This window comes from Streptomyces pluripotens (assembly GCF_000802245.2).
Taxonomy (GTDB): Bacteria; Actinomycetota; Actinomycetes; order Streptomycetales; family Streptomycetaceae; genus Streptomyces; species Streptomyces pluripotens.
Genome location: NZ_CP021080.1, coordinates 574182 through 596879, shown reverse-complemented (window position 1 = coordinate 596879; position 22698 = coordinate 574182). Strand labels below are relative to the sequence as shown.

Below are 22698 nucleotides of genomic sequence, written 5' to 3'. Positions count from 1 at the left end.
GGTCCAGCTTCGGGATCAAGCGCCATGCCCATCTTTCGTGGCGAGTCACACTGGCGACCAGCTCCCGGTCCGGCGGGCAGCGGAAAGCGCCGCCCAGGAGGCCAGCGCCACCAGGTCGGCGTCGTCCGGCCGGTCCTTCCGGTAGGCATCGACGACCGTGGCGTCGATCTGGTGCGAGGCGAAGGCGACGAGCAGGGCGAGCCGGCCCGCCGGGCGGTCGGCCGACGGCAGCGCCGCGAGCGGGGCTTCCACCCAGCTGCGGCTGAGCCCGCGCGGCAGGCCGTCCCAGTCCTTGAGCTCCATGACAAGCAGGTCCATGACACTCGGGGCCACCACCTCCCGCGCTGCCCGGTCCACTGCGCCGGCGGCTCGCGCGAAGGCCTGCTCGATCGTCCGGTTCGGCCTGGCCCAGGCGAGGTCTGCCGGCACCGGCGCCTGCGGCAGCAGATCCAGTGAGGCGCCGGCCTCGCCGATCCTCCGACCCGCCCCGCGGATCACGTGGCTGAGCACACGCTGCACCATGCCGAGCCCGGCCCGTGGCGCGCTCGCCGGCATCGGCGCGTCCTCCAAGAAGGTGTTCACCATCCTGTTGAGGTAGTGGAAGAGCACCGCCACACCGGCGTACTCGGGAGCCTCCTGCGCAGTGAACGGCACGTGTGGGCCCTCGCCCGCCCGCGGCCGCAGGGCAGCCGCCGTCGCCCAGACCGCTGCCTCGCGCAGCCGCGTCCTGGCCACCTCCGCGACCCGCCCCGCGGCGATGGTCCGCGCGTCCTGGCCGCCGACCAGGCCGTGCAGCGTGGCGCTGTGCACGGACACGCAGTACGGGCACATGTTCACCGCCGAGACAGCCGCGGCCACCGCCTCCCGCACCGCGCGGTCGACCAGACCCGGGGCGATCAGCGTCTCCCGGAGCATCAGCCATGCCGCGGTCATCACCTCGGGGGCGGGGGAGTGCAGTGCCACCGGCGGCGCCAGTACGCCGAACTCCCGCTCCACCTGGCGGTACACCTGGGCGGTGCGCCCGTCCGCGTCGCCTGGCCGGACCGGGGTGACGAGGCGGATCTGGGCGAGCGCGAGTCCGCGCATGGCGCGCGCGGAGATCCGGGCCACGGCGGTCACCCCAGGACCGCGCGGGCGGCCGCGGCCGTGCCGCGCCGTGCCGCGCCCCCGCCGTCCGGCGCTGGTGCGCCGTAGCGGACATCGACCCCGCGTTCCCGCAGCGCGTGCACGATCCCGGGCACCGCCCGTTCGGCGAGTGCTGCGATGGTGAAGGCCGGGTTCACCGTCAGGGCCCCGGGTACGGCCGAGCCGTCGGTGACGAAGATGCCCGGGTGCCCGCGCAGTTCGTGCCGGTCGTCGAGCGCCGAGGTCGCCGGGTCGTCGCCGATCCGGCACGCCGAGAGCGGGTGCACGGTGTACGCGCCGATCACGTCGTTGGTCCACGGCATCACCCGGGACAGCCCGTTGTGTTCGAGGATCTGCCGGACCGCCGCGTCCGAAACCTCCCAGCCCCGCAGCGTGTTCGCGGTGGGCCGGTAGCGCAGGCGGCCGAAGCCCAGCAACTGCTGCGAAAGCCGCTCCGAGTTGCCGGTCGGCGGCGGCGGACCGAACACCCCCTCGTTGTCGTCCTCCGACATGGTGAAGACCGTCAGCCAGGAGCGCCACTTGCGCAGCATCTCCTTCTTCTCCGGCCCGTACCAGGTCGGGCCCGTCGCGTCCGGGACCTGTGCCAGTATGGTGCCGAAGCCGGGCGGGAAGTACAGTTGCTCCAGGGAGAACCGCTCGTACTCGGGCAGGTCCGCGTTGAGGCGGTCCCAGGACGCGACGACCGGTCCGCGGCCTATCTGATAGGCGCCGTACGCGTTTTCTTCGTCGCGGGAGAGCCCGAGCAGCTCCCTGACCTTGTCCTCCTCGATCACTGCGGTGTTCAGCCGTTCGCCGTTGCCGGAGAAGTAGCGGCCGACCGCGTGCGGCATCGTGCCGAGCTCGGCCTCGGAGCGCTGCAGGATGACCGGGGTGGCTGCGGTGCCGGCCGCGAGGATCACGACCTTCGCGTCGATGGCGCCGGAGCCGGTCTGCTGCCGGTAGTCGACCTCGTGGATCGTGTTGTAGTGCACCCGGTAGCCGCCGGTGTCCAGCCTGGTGATCCTCTGCACTTCGTGCAGAGGCCTGATCTCGGCACCGTGCGAAAGGGCGGCGGGCAGGTAGTTGAGCAGCAGGGACCGCTTGGCGTCGAACCGGCAGCCGGACATCATCCAGTTGCAGTTGGTGCACAGACTGGTGTCCACGGCGGACGGCGAGGGGTTCGCGGTGTGCCCGGCGGCCTTGCACGCCGCGGCGAAGACCCCGCCGATGTAGGGCACCTCGTCCCACGAGGTGGGGGTGATCGGCAGGGCCTCGGCCACCCGGTCGTACCAGGGTTCGAGGACGTCGCGGTCGATCACGGCCGGCCACATCCGTCGGCCGATGGAGCCGTGCCGCTCGAAGACGAAACGCGGGGCGCGCGGCATGGTGGCGAAGTAGACGACGCTGCCGCCGCCCACGCAGTTGCCGCCGAGCACGCTCATCCCGTCGCCGACCACGAAGTCGAACACGCGGGTGGCCGAGGAGCCGAACTTGAAATCGTGGTCGAAGTCCTCGGAGCGCAACCAGGGCCCGCGCTCCAGTACCGTCACCCGCGCCCCGCCCGCGGCGAGATGGTAGGCGGTGATCGCGCCGCCGAAGCCGCTGCCGACGATCAGGACATCCGTGGTCTCCGTGGCGTTCACGCGGGGCTCCCGGTGGGGTCGGTGTCGGGGTGTACGTCGGCCAGCTGCCGACCGTAGGAGTAGGCCGGGAAGCGCCACAGCCCGTCCTCGCCAGGCGGGGCGAAACCGAGGACTGCCAGGCCCGGGTGGCCGGCCGCGATGGCGTCCGCGGTGTGCATGTGCGCACCCGTGTCGAAGGCCATGAAGCTGAACATCGCAAGGCCGGCCCACATCGCGCGCTCCGGGTGTTCGGGCGCGAGCAGCTCACCGACCAGCGCCAGCCGTTCGTCGTAGCGGAGTCCGACGAACGGTTCACGCTCGTCGGGGGGCAACCCGTGCTCGGTGCGGAACCGGACGGCGTGTTCGTCGAGCGTGCGGGCCAGGTCGTCGAGTGCCGGGGCCATTCCGCCCTCGGGCGACTCGAGCACGGCGATCACGCCTGACGCCACCGCGCCCCCGCCCGCACTCACGCCGGCCACCGCACGGTCGTCCGGATGGTGCTTCTCACCGGGGATGATCGTGTCGGCGAAGGCTTCGAGGGCTGCGTTCCTCGACTCCTGGCCTTCCGGATCTGGCATGGCGGACTCCCTCGGACGCGGCGAAAGCCGTCTGGTGTGTCAGTGCGCTGGGGTACGTGTGGCGTGGACGATTCTGGGTGGGTGCGGTGGTCCACGCATCTTCCTGACTGCCGGTCAGGCTCCGTGCCGAGGCGTGGATCCGCACCGGGCAACGGGCGAGAAGACAAGTGCCGGGTCCGGCAACAGACTCGATTCGCCGCTGTGATCGGCGTGCGCAGGAACCCCCGTTTTCCCGGAAGGACCGCCCATGACGAAGACCTCTGACGTATATGCGGATCTGGTGGCCGAGGGCGAGGAGATCGACGCGCTGCTCGACGGCCTGGACGAACAGCAGTGGCAGTTGCCCACGCCCGCCCCGGGTTGGACCGTGGCGCACCAGGTCGCTCACCTCGCTTTCGTCTGCCATCTCGCCGCCACTTCCGCGCGCGACCCGCAGCGCTTCGCGGAGTACGCCGCGCAGGCCAGGAACGGCTTCCAGGCGGCGGTGGACGCGGCGCTCGCCCAGTTCCTCGCCGCGGGTCCCAAGGCGGCGAGGGCACGCTGGCGTGAGGAACTGGCCGCCGCCGTGGCAGGGCTCGCGGCGGCCGACCAGAAGGGCACGGTGCCTTGGCTGGTCAACCCCCTGCCACCGTCGGTGCTAGCCGCGGCCGGCATGATGGAGGTCTTCGCACACGGCCAGGACATCGCGGACGCGCTCGGCGTACGCCGGGAGTACACCGACCGGGTCGGACACCTGGCCTGGTTCGGCGTGCACACCCGGGACTTCGGCTACCAGGCGCATGGACTGGTCCCACCGAGCGAGGAGTTCCACTTCGAGTTGACCGCCCCCTCCGGCGCGACCACCTGGACCTTCGGGCCGGAGGAAGCCGTCGACCGGGTCACAGGGCCGGCCGTCGACTTCGCGCTGCTGGTTTCCCGTCGCCGCCACCACGCTGACCTCGCGGTGCGGGCCGAGGGAGCCAGGGCCGAGCAGTGGCTGGGCATCGCCCAGGCCTACCGGGGACCAGGCGGAGCCGGGCGGACGCCGGGTCAGTTCGCGCCGTAACCGGCAGGCGGCCGCCCTCGTCCAGGGGCCGGGGATCGGACGGCCCCCCCGTGTCGATCACCAGTAGCAGCGGAGCGGCGGCCTGTGGGGCGGCGTTGCGCGACATAGGGTCTTCTGAGGTGGGGTGGGGCCGCCTGTGCCGCGGCGGCCCCGGCCTGTCATCCCTACGACGAAGGGGGCGCGGCCGGAATCGACAGCGCGGCCGATGGAATGCGGGGAGAAATCCGCCGTCCCGGTTCGGCGAGCGTTTACGCGAACCGCCGGTGAACGGCGTGGTGCCGATGCGGGAGTGGGCAGGTGCATACGCGAGCTTGGTGATGCCGTGCCGATGAGTTCCGGCCCGCCCGGAGGTCTGACGCGGTATGGAAACCGTGACGTTCGCCCTGAGCTCGATCCCGTCCGGGTCGGGGGCATTCCTTGCCGACCAACTGGCCGCGCTGCTGACCGCCCGGCCGGACGCCGCGGTCGTCGTCTGTGACGTGTCCGCCGTTGATCAGCCACGCGCGGCTGATCTCGACCACCTTGCCTGGTTGAAGCTGACCACTCGGCGCGCCGGCCGGGACTTCGTTCTCCAGGGCGTGGGGACACGGTTGCGGCTGTTGCTGGCACTCACCGGGTTCGGCGAGGTGCTCGACGCAGAGCCCGGTGGGCCGTCGGCCCACGATGGTGACGGCGGCCGGCCGGCCGGGAAGCCCTCGTAGTGGGACCAACCACTTCCACCGGTGGTGGCCGCCGCGCCGGCCTGTCGTCGCGATATGCGCCCGGCTCGCCGCGTCCGTTGCAGCATGTCCTTGGGCCGGGAGGACGGCAGCGTGGGACGGGCGGGAGGACGGCCGCGGGGAGCGTGCCGATCCAGAAGGGCCAAGAGGCGCTCGAAGCCCCGACTGACGGTCCTGCGGTCCCGGTTTCCCGGGCCTCAGCCGGAGACGGACATGCGTATCCTCCGGTCAGGTGTCGACGGGCTGACCGAGCGCTGACGGCAGGTGCTGCTACATCGTGTGGTGCGGTGGTGGGCGCGGGCCTCTCGTGGATTGCCGTGAGGGTCCGAGGGCGGTGCCGGTGTGACGCACCGTCAGCCGGACGCCGCCCACTGTGCGTGGAGGCCGTGCGGGATGCGCACCGGCAGGCGGACGGCCGCGACCGGCGGCCCGGTGAAGTCCGCGGTGTCGATGACGACGAGTTCGCCGCGGTCGGTGGCGGTGTCGTGGACGACACCGAGCAGCCAGCCGTCCGCCTCGGGGGCGTCGGCGGCGCGCGGCACGAAGACCGCTTCGCCGCCTTCGCGTCCCGCGCCGAAGGTGTGCCTGTCGACACGGCCGGTGACGAGGTCATGGCGCAGCAGTGCGGGTCCGGCGAGTGCGGCGCCCTGGCCGGGGCGCAGACCCACGGTGAAGGCGTAGCGGTAAGGGGAGTTCGTGTACCGGTCGTCGATCCGAGGGAACTCCTGTACCTGGTCGGATAGTTGAGCTTCGGTCACGGTGCCGCTGGTCCGGTCCACGGTCCAGCGCCACAGGGTGGGCGAGGACTCGCTGGGATGCAGGGGGACACGATCGAAGGCTCGCTCGTGGCGCATGACGTCGACGATGATGTGGCGGCCCCGTCCGTACGCGTTGACGGGATGGAAGACGAAGCAGGGTGCGATGTCCATCCACCGCACGTCGGCGTCCCCGCCCTCCCGGGGCAGCACGCCGAGGCGGGCGCCGTGGCTGTCGTTCCACGCGTAGGGGACGCGTGAGCCGGCGGCCGCCGCCCGGGCGCTGTAGGTGACGGGCAGGTCGTAGATGATGGCGTCTCGGTCCGTCAGCGAGAAGGCGTGCATCATCGGGGTGTCCTTCACCGTGATGTTCTCGCATCGTCGTACCCGGCCGGACGCGTCCAGCGTCAGGTAATCCACGCCGGGGCGGCCCGGTTCGTATGCCACCGCGTGCATCTCCTGAGTGAGCGGATCCAGGACGGGGTGGGCGCTGAAGCCGCCGGGCAGGGTGCCGTCGAAGTCGACCCGGTCGAGCGTCTCAAGCCGGTCACCGAGCCGTGTCGGGAGTGCTCCGCCGTCGCCGAGCGCGTACGTGTGCCCGGCGTGCTGGACGATGGCGCAGTTGGTGTTGTCCGACAGGCCGTGGCGTGGTCCGGGTGTGGGGAGTTCACCGAGGGCACGTGCCACCCGGTCCGTGCGCACCCAGCGGTTGCGGTACCACTCGGCCCGGCCGTCGCGCAGCCGCAGGCCGTGCACCATCGCGTCGCCGGCGAAGGAGTGGTCGCGGGCCGGGTCGTGGCTGCCCAGCGTGTTGGGGCCGATCCGCAGGAACGTGCCGTCGAGCTCGGTGGGCAGCTTTCCGCGCACCGTCGGGAAGGGGAGGGTCACCTCCTCGGCAACCGGCTGGTAACCGCTGCTCAGCAGATGTGACGTGCTGTTCTGGTGATGAGTGGGCATCGCTGTCCATCCTCACGAAATCACTGTTACGTAACATCGTTACGTCAGAATCGCACCGGCATGAGAGGATGTCAACGGTGAGCCCACGGCCAGCGAATCCAGCTCTTGGCATGCAACTCCTTGAGGCCGCAGCACAGTTGCTCTCCGAAGAGGGCCCCTCCGCACTGTCGACACGTCGCCTGGCCGCGGCGGTGGGTACTTCCACGACGGCGGTGTACACGCACTTCGGGGGGAAGAACGACCTGGTCAGAGCCATGGTGCAGGAGGGTTTCCGACTGCTTGACCGACGCCTGAGGGGCGTGGGGGAATCGTCGGACCCGGTCGCGGACATCTGCGCCCTCGGGGCGGCGTACCGGCGCAACGCGCTGGAGCACCGCCACCTCTACGGCGTGATGTTCGGCGGTGCGAGCCTCGGTGGCTTCTCGCTGACCGAGGAGGACCGTCAGCATGGCCGCTACACGCTGAACGTGCTGGTGCGGGCCGTGGAACGCGGCATGGAGACGCGCAGGTTGAACACCGGTGACAAGGACCTGGTGGCCCATCAGTTGTGGGTCGCGCTGCACGGGCTCGTCACCCTGGAACTCGGGGGCTACCTGGTCGAGCCCTACGACGCGGATGTCTGTTTCGAAGCCCAGGTGACCGGCCTTCTCGTGAGCGTCGGCGCGGACCGGGACGCGGTGACCGCCGCGCTGAGGGGGAGACGCGACGGTACGGACCGTTGAGCGGCCCGCCGCGGCCGACCCGACGTGCGACGCGAAACCGTCGGTGCCCGTTCCGAGGGGGGAATGACGGCGGCCGTGCCGCCATGCGCGCAAGACCCTTGTCGCCGACGGGGAGGCGTACACCTGTCCGGTGAACCGCGCCCGTGCTGATCCATCGGGGACGTCGGGACGTTCCTGCTGCCGCATCAGGCAACTGTTGTCCGGCCGAGCCGGGCCGGCCCGCGGCATGCACCAGGACCGTGGAGTGTGCCGCGCGCCGTCGATCCTGCATCAGGGACCGCGTCGATCGGGTGACGCGGCGTCACGGCTTCCCGGCGGCGAGCCTCCTTCGGGAGTGCTGTCTTCCGCCGAAACTCGGCAGCTCGCTGAGGTGCCGCCCGTTTCAGGCAATGTCGGAGAGGCCGTGTGAGCAGCCGTCACTCATTCTCAGAATGCGAACCCACGCCGAACATCCGTCCGGTTCTTTGTGGTAACTGAGGGGGAGTGCGATGAAACAACGCGAGCGATTTCGCAGAATGGCGCCAGGTGTGGTGACAGTCCTGGTGGCCGCGTCCCTATTCTTTGCGGTCCGGACTTCCGTCGCCGTGGCCGGCGGTGATGACGCCGCGGCGAAGTACAAGTTCCAGGAAATGCCCATCGCGCTGCCACCCGGCTACGACTCGCAGCACATGAACACGGTTCGCAAGGTGAATCCGGCCTATCAGAAGATACGCTCCTGGATCTCCTCCGTCGGTGCCGGGATAGCCATCAACGACCTGGTCGGCCACGGGAAGGCCGACGGGATGTGCATCGTCGACACCCGTACCGACAAGGTCGTCGTGACGTACACCCCGACCGCAGCGAAGGAGGACCGGTTCACTCCGTTCGTCCTCGACGCGTCCCCGCTTCCGATGGACCACGCCATGGCGCCCACCGGCTGCGCGCCGGGGGACTTCAACGGTGACGGCAGGATGGACCTGCTGGTCTCCTACTGGGGACGCACGCCCGTCGTGTTCATGGCCAAGGACAGCGCCACCACCCTGTCACCGGACGCGTACGTGCCACGCGAGGTCGTGCCGTCGGAGAGCCCTGACGGCGCGTACCACGGCCCCCGCTGGAACACCGACGCGGTGTACATCGGCGACCTGGACGGCAGCGGACACCCGTCGGTCGTGGTGGGGAACTACTTCCGGGACTCGGATGTGCTCGACCCACAGGGTCTCGACAACGTGGGCATGAACGACTCGCTGTCCAACTCGAAGAACGCCGGCGGCGACCATGTCCTGCGCTGGACAGGCGCGAGCGTCGGCGACAAGCCCACCGTCTCCTTCGTGGAGGAGAAGGAAGCCATCCCCTACCACGCGTCCACCGGCTGGACGCTCGCGATCTCCGGAGCCGACCTGACCGGGGACGACCTGCCCGAGATGTACATCGCCGACGACTTCGGCCACGACCACCTGCTCTACAACCGGTCGACCCCCGGGCACATCAAGTACACCGAGGCCACCGGTAAGCGCACGCCGACCACGCCCAAGTCCTTCGTGCTCGGCAAGGGCTCCTTCAAGGGTATGGGAATCGACTTCGCCGACGTCGACCACAACGGCCGCTTCGACATGATGGTCAGCAACATCACCGTCGACTGGGGCCTGGAGGAGAGCAACTTCCTCTGGATGAACAAGGCCAGGAACGAGGCCGACATGGCCCGCAAGCTGGCCGCCGGCGAGGCGCCGTTCACGCAGGAGGCACAGCAGCACGGTGTCGCCTGGACCGGCTGGGGCTGGGACACCAAGATGGCCGACTTCCTCAACAACGGGGAGCTGTCGATCCTGCAGGCCACCGGCTTTGTGAAGGGCAAGATCGACCGCTGGCCCTGGTTGCAGGAGATGGCCATGACCAACGACGATCTGCTGTCCAACCCGGCCATGTGGCCCCACGTCCAGCCCGGCGACGACATCGCCGGCGACGACATACTGGGCTTCTACGCGAGGACCGAGAGCGGAAAGTACGCCAACATCTCCAAGCAGCTGGGGCTGGACGTGAAGATTCCCAGCCGGGCGCTCGCCACCGGGGACACCACCGGGACCGGCACCCTCGACTTCGCCGTCGCGCGACAGTGGGGTCCGCCGGCCTTCTACGCCAACCAGGCACCCGACAGGGGCCAGTACCTCGGCCTGCGCCTGTACCGGCCCGCTGCCGGCTCCGGCCAGGGCGCGGGCAAGGGCATCGCGAACATCGGCGCGCCCGCCTACGGCGCCACCGTCAAGGTCACGACGTCCGCCGGTACCCAGGTCTCCCAGCTCGACGGCGGCGGCGGCCACAGCGGTTTCCGCAGCTTCGACGTGCACTTCGGACTCGGCTCGGACCACGGGCCGGCAACCGTGGAACTGTCGTGGCGGGACGCGGACGGCGGAAGGCACCGCACGACCCAGAAGCTCACCCCCGGCACCCACACGTTCATGCTGACCGACACCGCGCAGGAGGTTGCCAACCGATGACCGCCGTTGCCTCTTCACCAGCCGGATCCCCGCCGGCGGCCAGGCGCGACCCGCGCTACCTCGCTCTGCGCAACTTCGCCATCTCGATCAGCGTGTTCAACATTCTCGGGTACACCGTGCTCGGCTTCGAGCAGCCATGGCTGTGGCCCATCATCGCGGCCGTCACCGGCTACACGACCGAGATCCTCCTGGAGCTGCTGAGTGCCTGGGCCCAGCGTCGCTCACCGCGCTTCCGGGGCAGGGGATTCCGCGGCGTCTACGAGTTCCTCCTGCCCTCCCACATCACGGCACTGGCCGTCAACATGCTGCTGTACGCGAACAACCAGTTCCTGCCGGTGCTCTTCGGGGTGTTCGTGGGTGTCGCGGGCAAGCACGCGCTGCAGGCCCCCATCGCGGCCCGCATGCGGCACTACATGAACCCGTCCAACTTCGGGATCACCCTCACGCTGGTCTGCTTCGGATCATGGGTGAGCATCTCTCCGCCCTACCAGTTCACCGAGAACGCCAACACCTTTTTCCGAGTGGCGATTCCGCTGGTCATCGCCACCGCCGGAACGATCATCAACACCGCGCTCACGAAGCGGACCGCACTGATCGTCGGCTGGCTCGGCGGCTTCGTGATCCAGGCCCTGATCCGGCACTGGTTCTGGGACGTGGCCTTGGCCTCCGCGCTCGGACCGATGAGCGGCGTGGCCTTCACCCTGTTCACCAACTACATGATCACCGACCCGGGCACCACCCCCACCAAGGGGCGCAACCAGTTCATGTTCGGGTCCTCGGTCGCCGTCGTCTACGGCGTCATGATGCTGTTCAACGTCGTCTACACCCTCTTCTTCGCCACCACTGCGGTCTGCGCACTGCGCGGCATCGGCTGGTGGGTCGCCCACCTCGTCCAGCGCCGGAACGCCTCGGGGACCTCCGGGGGCGACCACGCCGGGGGTCCGAGCACGGCGCTCGGCGACAAGACCACGACCGAGGCGGTGGCCGCATGACGTCCTCCTCCCGTACCAGCCCCGCCAGAATCGCCGTCGTCGGCATCGCCTGCCGTTACCCCGACGCGGACACCCACGAGCAGTTGTGGCAGAACGTCCTGGCCGGCCGGCGGGCCTTCCGCCGGCTGCCCGATGAGCGGATGCGCGCCGAGGACTATTACTCGCCCGACCCCGCGGCTCCGGACCGCTTCTACTCCAGCAAGGCCGCCGTCCTCGACGGCTTCGAGTTCGACCGGGTCAAGTACCGGGTCGCGGGCAGTACCTTCCGCGCCACCGACATGACGCACTGGCTCGCGCTCGACACCGCCGCGCAGGCCCTCGGCGACGCCGGCTTCCCCTTCGGGGAGGGCCTCGGCGACCTCAACACCGGGGTCATCATCGGCAACACCCTCACCGGCGAGTTCAGCCGGGCCAACCTGATGCGGCTGCGCTGGCCCTATGTGCGCCGCACTGTCGGAGCGGCGCTGCGCGAGCAGGGCTGGGACGACGCCGCCCTGGCCGTGTTCCTGGAAAAACTCGAGGAGCGCTACAAGAGTCCCTTCCCGCCGATAGGCGAGGACACCCTGGCCGGCGGTCTCGCCAACACCATCGCCGGCCGGATCTGCAACCACTTCGACCTCAAGGGCGGTGGGTTCACCGTCGACGGGGCCTGCTCCTCGTCGCTGCTCTCCGTCGCCACCGCATGCGACGCCCTGGCCGACGGACGGCTCGACGTCGCCGTCGTCGGCGGTGTGGATCTCAGCATCGACCCCTTCGAAGTGATCGGTTTCGCCAAGACGGGTGCTCTCGCCACCGGTGAGATGCGCGTCTACGACCGTGGTTCCAACGGCTTCTGGCCCGGTGAGGGCTGCGGCATCCTCGTGCTCATGCGCGACCAGGACGCTGTCGCGCAGGGCAGGTTCCGGTACGCGAGCATCGCCGGCTGGGGCTACTCTTCCGACGGCCGCGGCGGGATCACCCGGCCCGAGGCCGGCGGACACCGCCTCGCCCTGCAGCGCGCCTATGCCGCCGCCGGGTTCGGCATCGAAACGGTGGGCTACTTCGAAGGTCACGGCACCGGTACCGCCGTGGGCGACGCCATCGAGCTGCGCGCCTTCTCGGAATCGCGCCGGGCCGCCGACCCGGACGCGGCGCCCGCCGCCATCAGCACGGTGAAGGGCAACTTCGGGCACACCAAGGCGGCGGCAGGGGTCGCCGGGCTCATCAAGGCCGTCCTCGCCGTACGCCACCAGGTCATTCCGCCGGCGACCAGCCATGTGGACCCGCATCCCGAACTCACCGGCGACCGGCCGGCCCTGCGCGTCCCCAGCGAGGCGGAGCTGTGGCCCAAGGACGCCGCCATCCGCGCGGGTGTCTCCTCCATGGGGTTCGGCGGTATCAACGCGCACATCGTGGTCGAACACGCCGACGGAGTGCGCAAGGAGGCCGTCGGCCGGGTCACCCGACAGCTCGTACGGTCCCGGCAGGACGCGGAGCTGCTGCTGCTCGACGCCGACACGATGGCCGAGCTGCGCGGCAAGGTCACCCGCCTGGCCGCCTTCGTCCCGAGACTGTCCTTCGCGGAACTCGGCGACCTCGCCGCCACGCTGCAGAGCGAACTCGACGGCCGGCCGATCCGGGCTGCCGTCGTCGCGGCCACTTCGGAACAGGCGGACCAGCGCTTCACCAAGCTGCTCACGCTGCTGGACGGCGGGGCACGGTCCGCGCTCGACATCGCGGGAGGGGTGTTCCTGGGGAGCGCGACGCCGCATGCCCGCATCGGGTTTCTCTTCCCCGGCCAGGGCTCCGGCCGACGGGGCGACGGCGGCGCGATGCGCCGGCGCTTCGCCTCGGTCGACGAGCTGTACCGCGCGCACCCCCTGCCCACCGACGGGGACCTGGTCGACACCGCGGTGGCGCAGCCGCGCATCGTCACCTCCTCCCTCGCCGCCCTGCGGGTGCTTTCCACCCTGGGTATCGAGGCGGTGGCCGCGGCCGGACACAGCCTCGGCGAAGTCACAGCCCTGCACTGGGCCGGAGCGACGGACGAGGCCTCGGTGCTGCGGATCGCCGCGGAGCGCGGCCGGCTCATGGCGGAGGCGAGCGAGAGCGGCGGAGGCATGGCGGGCATCGCCGCTCCTCCCGCCGACGTCGAACCGCTGCTGGCCGGGGAACCGGTCGTGGTCGCCGGCTACAATGGTCCTCGGCAGACCGTGATCTCCGGGCCGGCGGACGCCGTCCAGCGAGTCTGCGCCGCAGCCTCCGCCCAGGGCCTGGGCACGGCGCTGATCCACGTCTCGCACGCGTTCCACTCCGAGGCCGTCGCCCCCGCGGCCGAGGCCTTCGGGACCTACCTGGGGACACAGGAGTTCACCCCGCCAGCCCGTCGCGTCATCTCCGCGGTGACGGCGGGCGAGGTCACGGCCGACACCGATGTGCCGGAGCTGCTGACCCGACAGGTGCTGGAGCCGGTGCGTTTCACCGAGGCGGTCCAGGCCCTGTCCACCGAGGTGGACCTGCTGCTCGAGGTCGGCCCGGGTAAGATCCTGCAGGGCCTGGTCGCGGACATCGCCCCCGGTGTGCCCGTCGTCTCGCTCGACGCGGACAGCACGTCTCTGTCCGGCCTGCTGACCGCGACCGCGGCAGCCTATGCCCTCGGCGCGGGCCTGCGGCACGCCGCGCTGTTCGAGGACCGGTTCACCCGGCCGTTGCCCCTGGACAAGGAGTTCCACTTCTTCGCCAGCCCGTGCGAGTCGACTCCCGAAGTCGATCTGCCCTTCGCCGATGTGCGCTTGGACGCACCGCCCGTCTCCGTTCCGGCGAACGAGCTGCCGACAGCCGCCGCGGCCGGGGACGGCGACAGCCTCTCGGTGCTCCTGCGCCTGGCTGCAGAGCGTGCCGAACTGCCCCTGGAGGCGGTCAACCCACACAGCAACCCACTCGACGAACTGCATCTGAGCTCCATCACCGTGACTCAGATCATGAACCGCGCCGCCCAGGAACTCGGCATCACCGCACCGATGGTGACCACGGCGTTCGCCACCTCCACGCTGGCCGAGCTCGCGGAACTGCTGGACGGGCTGGACGAGACGACCCATGACGACGCGGCACAGCCCCAGGTGCCCCTGGGCGTGGCCCCCTGGGTACGGGCCTTCGCCGTCGACCTGGTGCCGGCGGAGCCGGGCCCCGCGGCCGTACCCGAGTCCGCCGGCGACGGCGACTGGGAGCTGTTCGCACCCGCACGGCACCCGCTCGCGCCCGCGCTCCACGAGGCGCTGCGCATCGGGGGGCTCGGCGGCGGCGTGCTGCTGTGCCTGCCCACGGACTGCGACGAGAACCACACGGCGCTCATGATCGCCGCAGCCCGTGCCGCACTGTCCCGCACCGGCGCCACCCGGTTCGTCGCGATCGGTGACCGGCGGGGTGCGGCGGGCCTGGCCAAGACCCTGCACCTGGAGAGACCGGGCATCGCGACCACGGTGGTCACCTTGCCACTGCCGGACCGCATGCCGGCGGAACGCGCAGGGGAACTGAGCGCCCGCATCGTGACCGACGTCGCGGCGACCCGTGGGTTCAGCGAGGTCCACTACGGGGCGGACGGCCGCCGCACCGTACCCGTGCTGCGCGCGCTGCCGCTCGTCTCCCCGGCCGGTGCGCGTGGCGCGACCTCCGGGACGGAGCAGGTGCTCGACACCGAGGACGTCCTGCTGGTCACCGGCGGCGGCAAGGGCATCACTGCCGAATGCGCCCTCGCCCTCGCCGCGGGTACCGGAGCCGGTGTCGGCCTGCTCGGCCGGTCGGACCCGGCCACCGATCCCGAACTGCGGGCCAACCTCGACCGGATGACCGCGGCGGGTGTCAACTTCCGCTACGTCAGCGCCGATGTCACGTCCGCCGACGAGGTCAAGGCGGCGGTCGACGAGATCCGCGATGCGCTCGGGCCGGTCACCGCCGTGCTTCACGGCGCGGGACGCAATGAACCGCACGCACTCGCCAACCTGGACGAGGCGTCGTTCCGCCGCACCCTCGCCACGAAGATCACCGGCCTGGAGAACGTGCTCATCGCGGTTGATCCGGCCGCCCTGCGGCTCCTCGTCACCTTCGGCAGCATCATCGGGCGGGCCGGCCTGAGCGGCGAGGGGGACTACGCCACCGCCAACGACTGGCTCACCGACCTGACCCAGCGGGTTCAGGACGACTACCCCGACTGCCGGTGCCTTGCTCTGGAGTGGTCCGTGTGGTCCGGGTCCGGCATGGGCGAGCGGCTCGGCGTGCTGGAGTCGCTGGTCCGGCAGGGGATCGAGCCGATCCCCACCGAGGAGGGCGTGGCCCTGCTCAAGCAGCTGCTCGCCGAGCCGCAGACGCCGTCCGCCCTGGTCGTGATGGGACGTGCCGGCGGCCTGCCGACGCTGACACTGGAGACCACCGACCTCCCGCTGCTGCGCTTCGTCGACCGCCCGCAAGCCCACTATCCGGGCGTCGAACTGGTCGTCGACTCCGACCTGAGCGCCTCGGGCGACCCCTACCTGGCCGACCACGAGCTCGACGGCGACCTGTTGTTCCCCGCCGTCCTCGGCATGGAGGCCATGGCCCAGGCGGCTACGGCGCTCACCGGGTTCGAGGGCGCACCGACGTTGGAGGACATGGAGTTCCTGCGCCCGATCGTCATACCTCTACACGGGCGGACCACCATCCGGGTCGCGGTGCTGGCCGAGAACGTCGGAGCCGTACGGGCCGTCATCCGCAGCAGCGAGACCGGCTTCCAGGCCGACCACTTCCGCGCCACGCTCCGCTACGACCGCCCGGAGCCGGAGGACACCGGGCCCGCACCCGTCCCCGACGACGCACCGAGGATCCCGCTGGACCCCGCACGCGACCTCTACGGACCGGTCCTCTTCCAAGGGCTGCGCTTCCAACGCCTCACCGGCTACCGGGAACTGGCCGCCAGGGAATGTGTCGCGGAGATCTCCGACGCGGCCACGCTCCCTTGGTTCGCGCGCCATCTGCCTGCCGAACTCGTACTGGCCGACCCGGGGACCCGGGACGCCCTGATGCACTCGATCCAGTGCTGCGTGCCGGACGCCACGCTGCTCCCGGTGAGCATCGAGCGCCTCCACCTGAGCGACCCCACCGCGGCGTGCGACGAGAAGCAGGTGACGCTGCACGCCCGGGAGCGTTCCCGCACCGGTGACACTTACGTCTACGACCTCGACGTCCGCGACCAGTCGGGCCTGCTGGTCGAACGCTGGGAGGGGCTGGTCCTGCAGGCGGTACGCAAGCAGGACGGAACCGGGCCGTGGCGGCCCGCTCTGCTCGGCCCGTACCTGGAGCGGCGCGCCGAGCGGCTCCTGCCCGAGGCCGTACGCTGCGTCGTGCGGCCCGACGACGAGGCGCTCGCGGAAGGATTGGCCGCACGCCGTAAGTCCACTGCCCAGGCGGCCAGTTGGGCTCTGGGTCGTCGGACGGTGGTGGCCTACCGTCCCGACGGCAGGCCCGAGATCGCGGGCGGGCCGCAGCTCTCCGCCTCGCACGGCGCAGGGGTGACCTTCGTGGTGGCCGGCGAGGTGCCGGTGGCCTGCGACGTTCAGCCGGCCGAGCCCCGCTCCCTCGAGGAATGGGAGGGGCTGCTGGGGCCGGAGGGCACCGCCCTCGCCCGGCTGATCGCCACCGAGCAAGACGAAGAGCTGTCCGTCGCGGCCACCAGGGTGTGGAGCGCGGTCGAGTGCCTGCGCAAGAACGGCCGCGCACTCGCCGCACTCACGGTCGACAGCACGCCCGGGGCGGAGAAGCACTGGGTGGTGCTGCGCTCGGGCGCGGCCCGGATTGCGACCTTCCCGACGCTCCTGGAAGGGGTCGGCGAGCCCGTTGTCTTCGCGCTCATGGCACAGACCATGGAGAGGAACGACTGACGATGCAGCCGTACTACGAGTACCGCCACCTGGTCGGTTTCGAGGACACCAACCTGGTCGGCAACGTCTACTACGTCAACTACCTCCGTTGGCAGGGGCGGTGCCGTGAAATGTTTCTCAGGGACCACGCACCCGACGTGCTCGCGGACGTTCAGGGCGACCTGAAACTGTTCACCCTCAAGGTCGACTGCGAGTTCTTCGCGGAGATCACGGCGTTCGACGAGCTGTCGATCCGCATGCGCCTCGACGACCTGACGCAGACACAGGTGGCCTTCAGCTTCGACTACGTCCGCGTGCGGCAGGACGGAACCGAGGACCTCGTGGCTCGGGGACAGCAACGGATCGCGTGCATGCGCGGCCCGAACAACGACACCCGTCCGGCCCGGGTGCCGGAAGCGCTGCGCACTGCACTGGCGCCCTACGCGGCGCGGCACGGTGGACAACTCGTCGACACGACGAGCGGAGCCACGACATGACGACCGCAGACCCACTGACACCACCTCACCGCCCCCTGCGCGTGGTCGACCTGCCGCGGCCGGATCGCGCCCGCGGTGAACTGCGTGGCGTGCTGGGACGCTTCGCCACCGGGGTCACCGTCCTCACCGCGGGCCGGGACATCCCCCGGGGCATGACCGCGAACTCCTTCACCTCCGTCTCGCTCGAACCACCACTGATCCTGGTGTGCGTGGTACGCACGGCAGCGGTCCACGACGTGATCCTGACGGAGGAGGCCTTCGCGGTCTCCGTCCTCTCCGGCCATCAGCAGGACGTCGCCAGGTACTTCGCGGACCGCAGCAGGCCACGAGGTCCCCGCGAGTTCGAGACGGTCGACACCACGCTCGGACGGCACACCGGAACCCCCGTCCTGGTCGACGCGCAGGCATGGCTTGAATGCAGTCTCGCGGCGGTCTACGACGGCGGCGACCACTCGATATTCCTGGGCTCGGTGCTCGACATCGGGCGCAAGGAGACCGACGACCCGCTGCTGTACTTCGGCGGCGGCTTCCACCGGCTCTCCGTCTGAGGCTCATCGCAGTGACGGGCCGATTGTGGCGCCGGCCTTCACCGCCCCGATCGGGGCGGTGAAGGCCGGCGCCGCGTGAGAGGTTGTTTTCTCACGATGTTTCATCATGGAATTGGTGTTTGATCCCGTGGTGTCGGGTCGCGCCAGGAGATGGCGGCTTCGCCGGTGAGGCGGCGGGCCATGAGGTCGGTCATGGCGAGGTGGATCATGGCTTCTGAGCGGGTTGGGAGAGTCTCGTAGTCGCGCGCCAGGCGGCGGTGGAACATCAGCCACCCGTAGGTCCGCTCGACCGTCCAACGTTTCGGTCATGGGGTGAACCCCCTGGTCACGGGAGCGCGCTGGACGATTTCCATGTCGATACCGAGCGGGGCGGCGTGCTCAACGAGGTGCCGACGGTAGCCGCCGTCCCCCCCAGGCTTTGCGGATCGAGGGATGGGCGGCCGCGACCTGGTCGATCAGGTGGGTGCGGGCGACGGAGTCCTGCACGCTCGCGGCCGTGACCAGCACCGCGAGGAGCAGTCCGAGGGTGCCGGTCGCGATGCTGCGCTTGCGGCCAACGATCTTCTTCGCCGCGTCCGTGCCCTGCCCGGCGCCGGGACGCTGGTGAAGGTCTTGACGCTCTGGGCGTCGATCACGCACGCGGACGGCTCCGCATGCTTGCCCTCCTTCTGCCGAAACAGCCTGCGCAGTACGCCGGCGAGCTGGGTGAACACACCGGCCTCTTCTGCCACTTGGCGAAGTAGCCGTACACCGTTTCCCAAGGCGGGAAGTCGTGCGGCAGGTAGCGCCACTGCCCCCGGTGCGGTCCACGTACAGGATCGCGTTCATGATCTCGTGCAGATCGTGCTCGGGTGGGCGTCCGATGTTCAGCGCATGCCGGCGCCGTTCGGCCCGCCAGGCACTCAGCACCGGCAGAGCGACCTGCCGGCCGGCGATCACTCCGGTGATCGCGGCACTGCACTGTACGTCGGGAACCGACCGCCGCCCGTCTACGACCGGGGCCAGGACGCCGACAGCGCCCATAGCCGTTGCGGAATTGCCCGGGTCGGCGGCGACGGCGCACTCCGGAAGTGGCCGGCCCGCCCGGACGGTGGCGATGATGCCTGACAAAGGTTTCAGAGGCGGAATCGGCCCGGCCCGGACCGTCGAGATGGACAGCCAAGGGAGAGTTGCCAGATGGCCACCCCGCTCGGTTCGCTGCGCAGACTTCTGCTCGCCCCTTCGCTGCACTCGGTCAGCTTCGCCGGCCGGGAATTCCCGGTCACACCGACTCCGGCCACGGCGCGGCTGGAGGCGATTCCTCAGTCGGTGGTCATCGGCTTCGAGTGGGGCATCGAGACCCGCGGAACCGCGGAAGTCGAACGGCGGCTGGCGATGGTCGAACCCGAGTTGCGAGGGTTCGCGTACGAGGGGGCCGTCATGGCGTTCACCGTGCGCGACGCGGTGCGCGGGCATCGGACCAGGGAGCTGGTTCTCGGATCCGGCCGCCCGCACTTCTTCCTGGCCTACATCGGCATCGGCTTCGCCATGGCGCGGTTGCCTCGTCCGCTGTGGCGCAAGATACTGCCCGATCTCGACGACATCCCCTTCCACCCCACGATGAGCTGGCTGGCCGTCGACGGGTACGGCTTCGACCGCGCGTACTTCGACACGGCACGGTGGGTCGACGGGCAGTACCGGCCCGCGCCGTACCCGTGGGACGGGCATCCCGGGTACTTCCTGCGGGCCGTCGACCAGGGGATCGGACGCGCGCTGTGGTTCATCCACGGCGGTCGCGCCCCCGCGGTGGCCGCGGCCGTGGAGCGGTTCACCGAGGACCGGCGGGCCGACCTGTGGAGCGGCGTCGGTCTCGCTGCGACCTTCGCGGGCGGCGCGACGGCCACCGAGCTTGCAGGGCTGCGGGACACAGCCGGCCGGGCCGGCTACGCCGCGGACCTCGCGATCGGCGCGGTATTCGCGATCAAGGCCAGGCACTACGCGGAGTTCGTGCCCGAGCACACGGTCACCGCCGCGTCCGAGCTGACCGGACTGGTCATCGATGAGGCCGTGGATCTGGCCGACCGCACCGAGGTCGAGCGCACCGGCACCGGCCTCGTACCGCAGTACGAGCTGTGGCGCCGGAACATCCGCGCGCACTTCATGAGCGCGGTCGTCGCCCCTTCCCACGAGGAGTAGAGATGGCGAATCGGTTCGGCCGGCTCCGCAGCCGCCTGCTGACCCCAAGCATGAACGAGACGAGGCTGTTCACCCGCGGCTTCCACGAGAAGAGTCCCGAGGCACGCGAACGACTTGAAACGGTCGGTGAGTCGTTCCTGACCGGCTACGCCTACGCCGCCGCGGCCTCCTCGACCGCGGATGCCGAGATCCGGCTCGGGACCGTGCCGCCGCAGTTCCGGGGGTTCGCCTACGAGGGCGCCGCCATGGGGATGGCGGTGCGCGACGGGCTGCCGATCGGCGGCAACCGGCACGTGGAGCACTTCCTGCGTGGCGAGGCCGCGAGACACAAGTACATGGTCTACGTGGGAGTGGGCTGGGCCATGGCCCGGGTGCCGCGGTTCCGCTGGTCCCGGATGTACACCGCCGACCCGTTGCTGCGCTGGCTCGTGCTCGACGGCTACGGCTTCCACCAGGCGTACTTTCGCACCGACAAGTACGTGCGCGGGCAGTATCAGGAGCCCGACTTCCCCTGGCCCGGCGCCGAGTGGTCCTGGTACGCCGACCGGGTCATCGACCAGGGGATCGGCCGTGCCATGTGGTTCGTCGGCGGGACGGACGTCGAGCGGGTCACTGCAATGATCGATTCGTTCTCCGAGGAACGGCACGCGGACCTGTACGCGGGGGCCGGACTGGCCGCCACGTACGCCGGGGGCGCCGGCAAGGCAGAACTGCAGCTCCTCCAGGAGCGGGCCGGGAAGCACCGGAAATGGGTCGCCCAGGGTTCCGGGTTCGCCGCCACGGCGCGGCTGGAGGCGGGGCTGGGCAACGAGCACACCGTGCTCGCCACCGAGGTGTTGTGCGGCACTACTCCCGAGCAGGCCATGCTCGTCTGCCAGGAGTCGCTGCCCGATCCCTGCGTGGACGACGGTACGCCGGCCTACGAGGTCTGGCGCTGCCGGATCGCCGAGCGGCTCGCCGCCGGTGCGGAGGGCTGAGCAGTGACCGTCACCCAGGCCCGAGCGACCGGGACACGGCGGCGGGTCCCGCCCGGACCCTCCCGATTCGCCACCTTCAAGCTGCTCAACATGCTGCTGCGCGACCGGCTCGCGCTGATGCGCACGGCCGCGGACGGCTACGGCGATGCCGTGCGTGTCGCGATCGGCCCCAAGACGCTCTATTTCTTCAACCATCCCGACTACGCCAAGTATGTGCTCACCGACAACCCGGGGAACTACCACAAGGGCATCGGCCTGCACCAGGCCCGCCGGGCGCTCGGCGACGGACTGCTGACCAGCGAGGGCGAGCTGTGGCGGGAACAGCGCAGGGTGATCCAGCCCGCCTTCCAGGCCAAGCGGATTGCGGCGCAGGCCTCGGCCGTGGCCCAGGAGGCGGCGCGGATGGTCGGCCGGCTGCGCTCCAGAGCCGGGGCCGGGCCGGTGGACATCACCGCGGAGATGACCGAGCTGACCTTGGGAGTGCTCGGGCGTACCCTGCTCGACGAGGACCTCAGCGGTCACGCCTCGATCGGCCACGACTTCGAGGCCGTTCAGGACCAGGCGATGTTCGAGGTCGTCACCCTCGGGGCGGTCCCGCAGTTCCTGCCGCTGCCCCAGCAACTGCGTTTCCGGGCCGCCCGAGCCCGGCTGCAGAAGGTGACCGAACAGCTGGCGGCGCACCGCGCGTTGCGCTCCGGCGGAGACACGGACGACGTGCTCTCCCGACTGCTCGAATCCGTGCACGCCGAGCAGGACCCGCGGGTTGCGCGGCGCAGGTTGCGCGACGAGCTGGTCACCTTGCTGCTGGCCGGACACGAGACCACGGCCAGCACCCTCAGCTGGGCCTTCCATCTCATAGATCAGAACCCCGAGGTGGTCGAGCGGCTGCGCGACGAGGCCCGGAGCGTGCTCGGCGACCGGCTGCCGGAGTTCGGAGACCTGCAACGGCTGACGTACACGACGATGGTGGTCGAGGAGACCATGCGGCTCTATCCGCCGGTGTGGATGCTCTCCCGGATCGCTCAGGGTCCTGATGTCATCGCTGGATACGACATCCCGGCCGGTGCCGACGTGGTGGTGTGTCCCTACACGTTGCACCGGCATCCCGCGTTTTGGGAAAGGCCCGAACGCTTCGAGCCGGACCGCTTCGACCGGCAGCGGCGCGCACAGCGTCCCCGCTACGCATACATTCCGTTCGGCGCCGGACCGCGCTTCTGCGTGGGAAACCACCTCGGAATGATGGAGGCGGTCTTCGTGATCGCGATGGTCATGCGCGAACTGCGCCTGGTGCTGCCGAAGGGCGCGTCCGTGGTGCCCGAGCCGATGCTCTCGCTCCGGGTGCGCGGCGGCCTGCGGATGTCCGTGCAGCGCGGCTGAAGCCTCAGCGGGCCGTGCCTGCCCGTCGCGGCCCGGTGGTCGCGGATGGAGTACGTCGCGTCGCCGAAGTCGTACCGGACGGGGCTTCGGCGGCTCGGTACCGCAGCCCCGGCCAGGACAGACCAGACCGGCCAGGGCGGTGGCCGGGGCCGGGGCCGGCCACTCCAAGGACCCTGTCCCCGAACCGGGCGTGGTGCGCGGGCAGCAGTCCGACCGCAGTCGCGCCAACCACACCGGGCGAGGTCGCGCAGCGCGCCCACACTCACTC

General features: G+C 70.4%; 15 protein-coding genes and 1 pseudogene. 11 read left to right on the top strand and 5 right to left on the bottom strand.

The window, feature by feature from the left end; translation table 11 throughout:
• Positions 1 to 45: 45 nt before the first annotated feature.
• From LK06_RS02540 to LK06_RS02530, 3 genes are read right to left on the bottom strand one after another with little or no spacing between them, the layout of a single operon-like run.
• Entirely contained in the window at positions 46 to 1110 is a 1065-nt protein-coding gene (locus LK06_RS02540; RefSeq protein ID WP_234367334.1) for a carboxymuconolactone decarboxylase family protein, read from the bottom strand.
• 5 nt (positions 1111 to 1115) lie between these two features.
• The gene (locus LK06_RS02535) at positions 1116 to 2768 is read right to left on the bottom strand and encodes an FAD-dependent oxidoreductase (protein ID WP_039656386.1); all 1653 of its coding nucleotides are present in this window, start codon (positions 2766 to 2768) and stop codon (positions 1116 to 1118) included.
• Positions 2765 to 3325: a DUF5987 family protein gene (locus LK06_RS02530; protein ID WP_039656385.1), complete on the bottom strand. Its 561-nt coding sequence runs from the start codon at positions 3323 to 3325 to the stop codon at positions 2765 to 2767. Before LK06_RS02530 ends, LK06_RS02535 begins: the two co-directional genes overlap by 4 nt.
• 247 nt (positions 3326 to 3572) lie before the next feature.
• On the opposite strand from LK06_RS02530, the gene LK06_RS02525 reads away from it, so the two are divergent.
• A complete protein-coding gene (locus LK06_RS02525) occupies positions 3573 to 4370 on the top strand; it encodes a TIGR03084 family metal-binding protein (protein WP_039656384.1) in 798 nt (265 codons plus the stop codon).
• A gap of 362 nt (positions 4371 to 4732) precedes the next feature.
• The gene (locus LK06_RS02520) at positions 4733 to 5071 is read left to right on the top strand and encodes a hypothetical protein (RefSeq protein ID WP_052270215.1); all 339 of its coding nucleotides are present in this window, start codon (positions 4733 to 4735) and stop codon (positions 5069 to 5071) included.
• Positions 5072 to 5442: 371 nt separating this feature from the next.
• Here LK06_RS02520 and LK06_RS02515 read toward each other — a convergent pair whose 3' ends face one another.
• Positions 5443 to 6801: a carotenoid oxygenase family protein gene (locus LK06_RS02515; protein ID WP_039656383.1), complete on the bottom strand. Its 1359-nt coding sequence runs from the start codon at positions 6799 to 6801 to the stop codon at positions 5443 to 5445.
• A gap of 110 nt (positions 6802 to 6911) precedes the next feature.
• On the opposite strand from LK06_RS02515, the gene LK06_RS02510 reads away from it, so the two are divergent.
• The 6 genes from LK06_RS02510 to LK06_RS02485 all read left to right on the top strand — a co-directional run bounded on the left by LK06_RS02510 (position 6912) and on the right by LK06_RS02485 (position 17901).
• Positions 6912 to 7523 carry a TetR/AcrR family transcriptional regulator gene (locus LK06_RS02510; protein WP_078859110.1) on the top strand — a complete coding sequence of 204 codons (612 nt, stop codon included), beginning with the start codon at positions 6912 to 6914 and terminating at the stop codon, positions 7521 to 7523.
• 530 nt (positions 7524 to 8053) lie between these two features.
• A complete protein-coding gene (locus LK06_RS02505) occupies positions 8054 to 9997 on the top strand; it encodes a CRTAC1 family protein (protein WP_039656388.1) in 1944 nt (647 codons plus the stop codon).
• The gene (locus LK06_RS02500) at positions 9994 to 10989 is read left to right on the top strand and encodes a hypothetical protein (RefSeq protein ID WP_039656381.1); all 996 of its coding nucleotides are present in this window, start codon (positions 9994 to 9996) and stop codon (positions 10987 to 10989) included. The genes LK06_RS02505 and LK06_RS02500 overlap by 4 nt, the downstream gene beginning before the upstream one ends.
• Positions 10986 to 16877, top strand: coding sequence for a type I polyketide synthase (locus LK06_RS02495; RefSeq protein WP_071659053.1), 5892 nt, complete (start codon positions 10986 to 10988; stop codon positions 16875 to 16877). Before LK06_RS02500 ends, LK06_RS02495 begins: the two co-directional genes overlap by 4 nt.
• 2 nt (positions 16878 to 16879) lie before the next feature.
• Positions 16880 to 17353: an acyl-CoA thioesterase gene (locus LK06_RS02490; RefSeq protein ID WP_039656380.1), complete on the top strand. Its 474-nt coding sequence runs from the start codon at positions 16880 to 16882 to the stop codon at positions 17351 to 17353.
• Entirely contained in the window at positions 17350 to 17901 is a 552-nt protein-coding gene (locus LK06_RS02485; RefSeq protein ID WP_039656379.1) for a flavin reductase family protein, read from the top strand. The genes LK06_RS02490 and LK06_RS02485 overlap by 4 nt, the downstream gene beginning before the upstream one ends.
• A gap of 104 nt (positions 17902 to 18005) precedes the next feature.
• Here the strand turns inward: LK06_RS02485 and LK06_RS02480 are convergent.
• A pseudogene (locus LK06_RS02480) lies at positions 18006 to 18849 on the bottom strand (IS5 family transposase).
• Between the two features lie 228 nt (positions 18850 to 19077).
• Between LK06_RS02480 and LK06_RS02475 the strand changes: the two are divergent.
• From LK06_RS02475 to LK06_RS02465, 3 genes are read left to right on the top strand one after another with little or no spacing between them, the layout of a single operon-like run.
• Complete coding sequence (locus tag LK06_RS02475) at positions 19078 to 20076, top strand: DUF1702 family protein (RefSeq protein WP_039653759.1); 999 nt, start codon at positions 19078 to 19080, stop codon at positions 20074 to 20076.
• Between the two features lie 2 nt (positions 20077 to 20078).
• On the top strand, positions 20079 to 21053 hold the full coding sequence (locus LK06_RS02470; protein ID WP_039653761.1) for a DUF1702 family protein: 975 nt from the start codon (positions 20079 to 20081) through the stop codon (positions 21051 to 21053).
• 3 nt (positions 21054 to 21056) lie between these two features.
• Positions 21057 to 22430: a cytochrome P450 gene (locus LK06_RS02465; protein ID WP_039653763.1), complete on the top strand. Its 1374-nt coding sequence runs from the start codon at positions 21057 to 21059 to the stop codon at positions 22428 to 22430.
• Positions 22431 to 22698 lie beyond the last annotated feature (268 nt).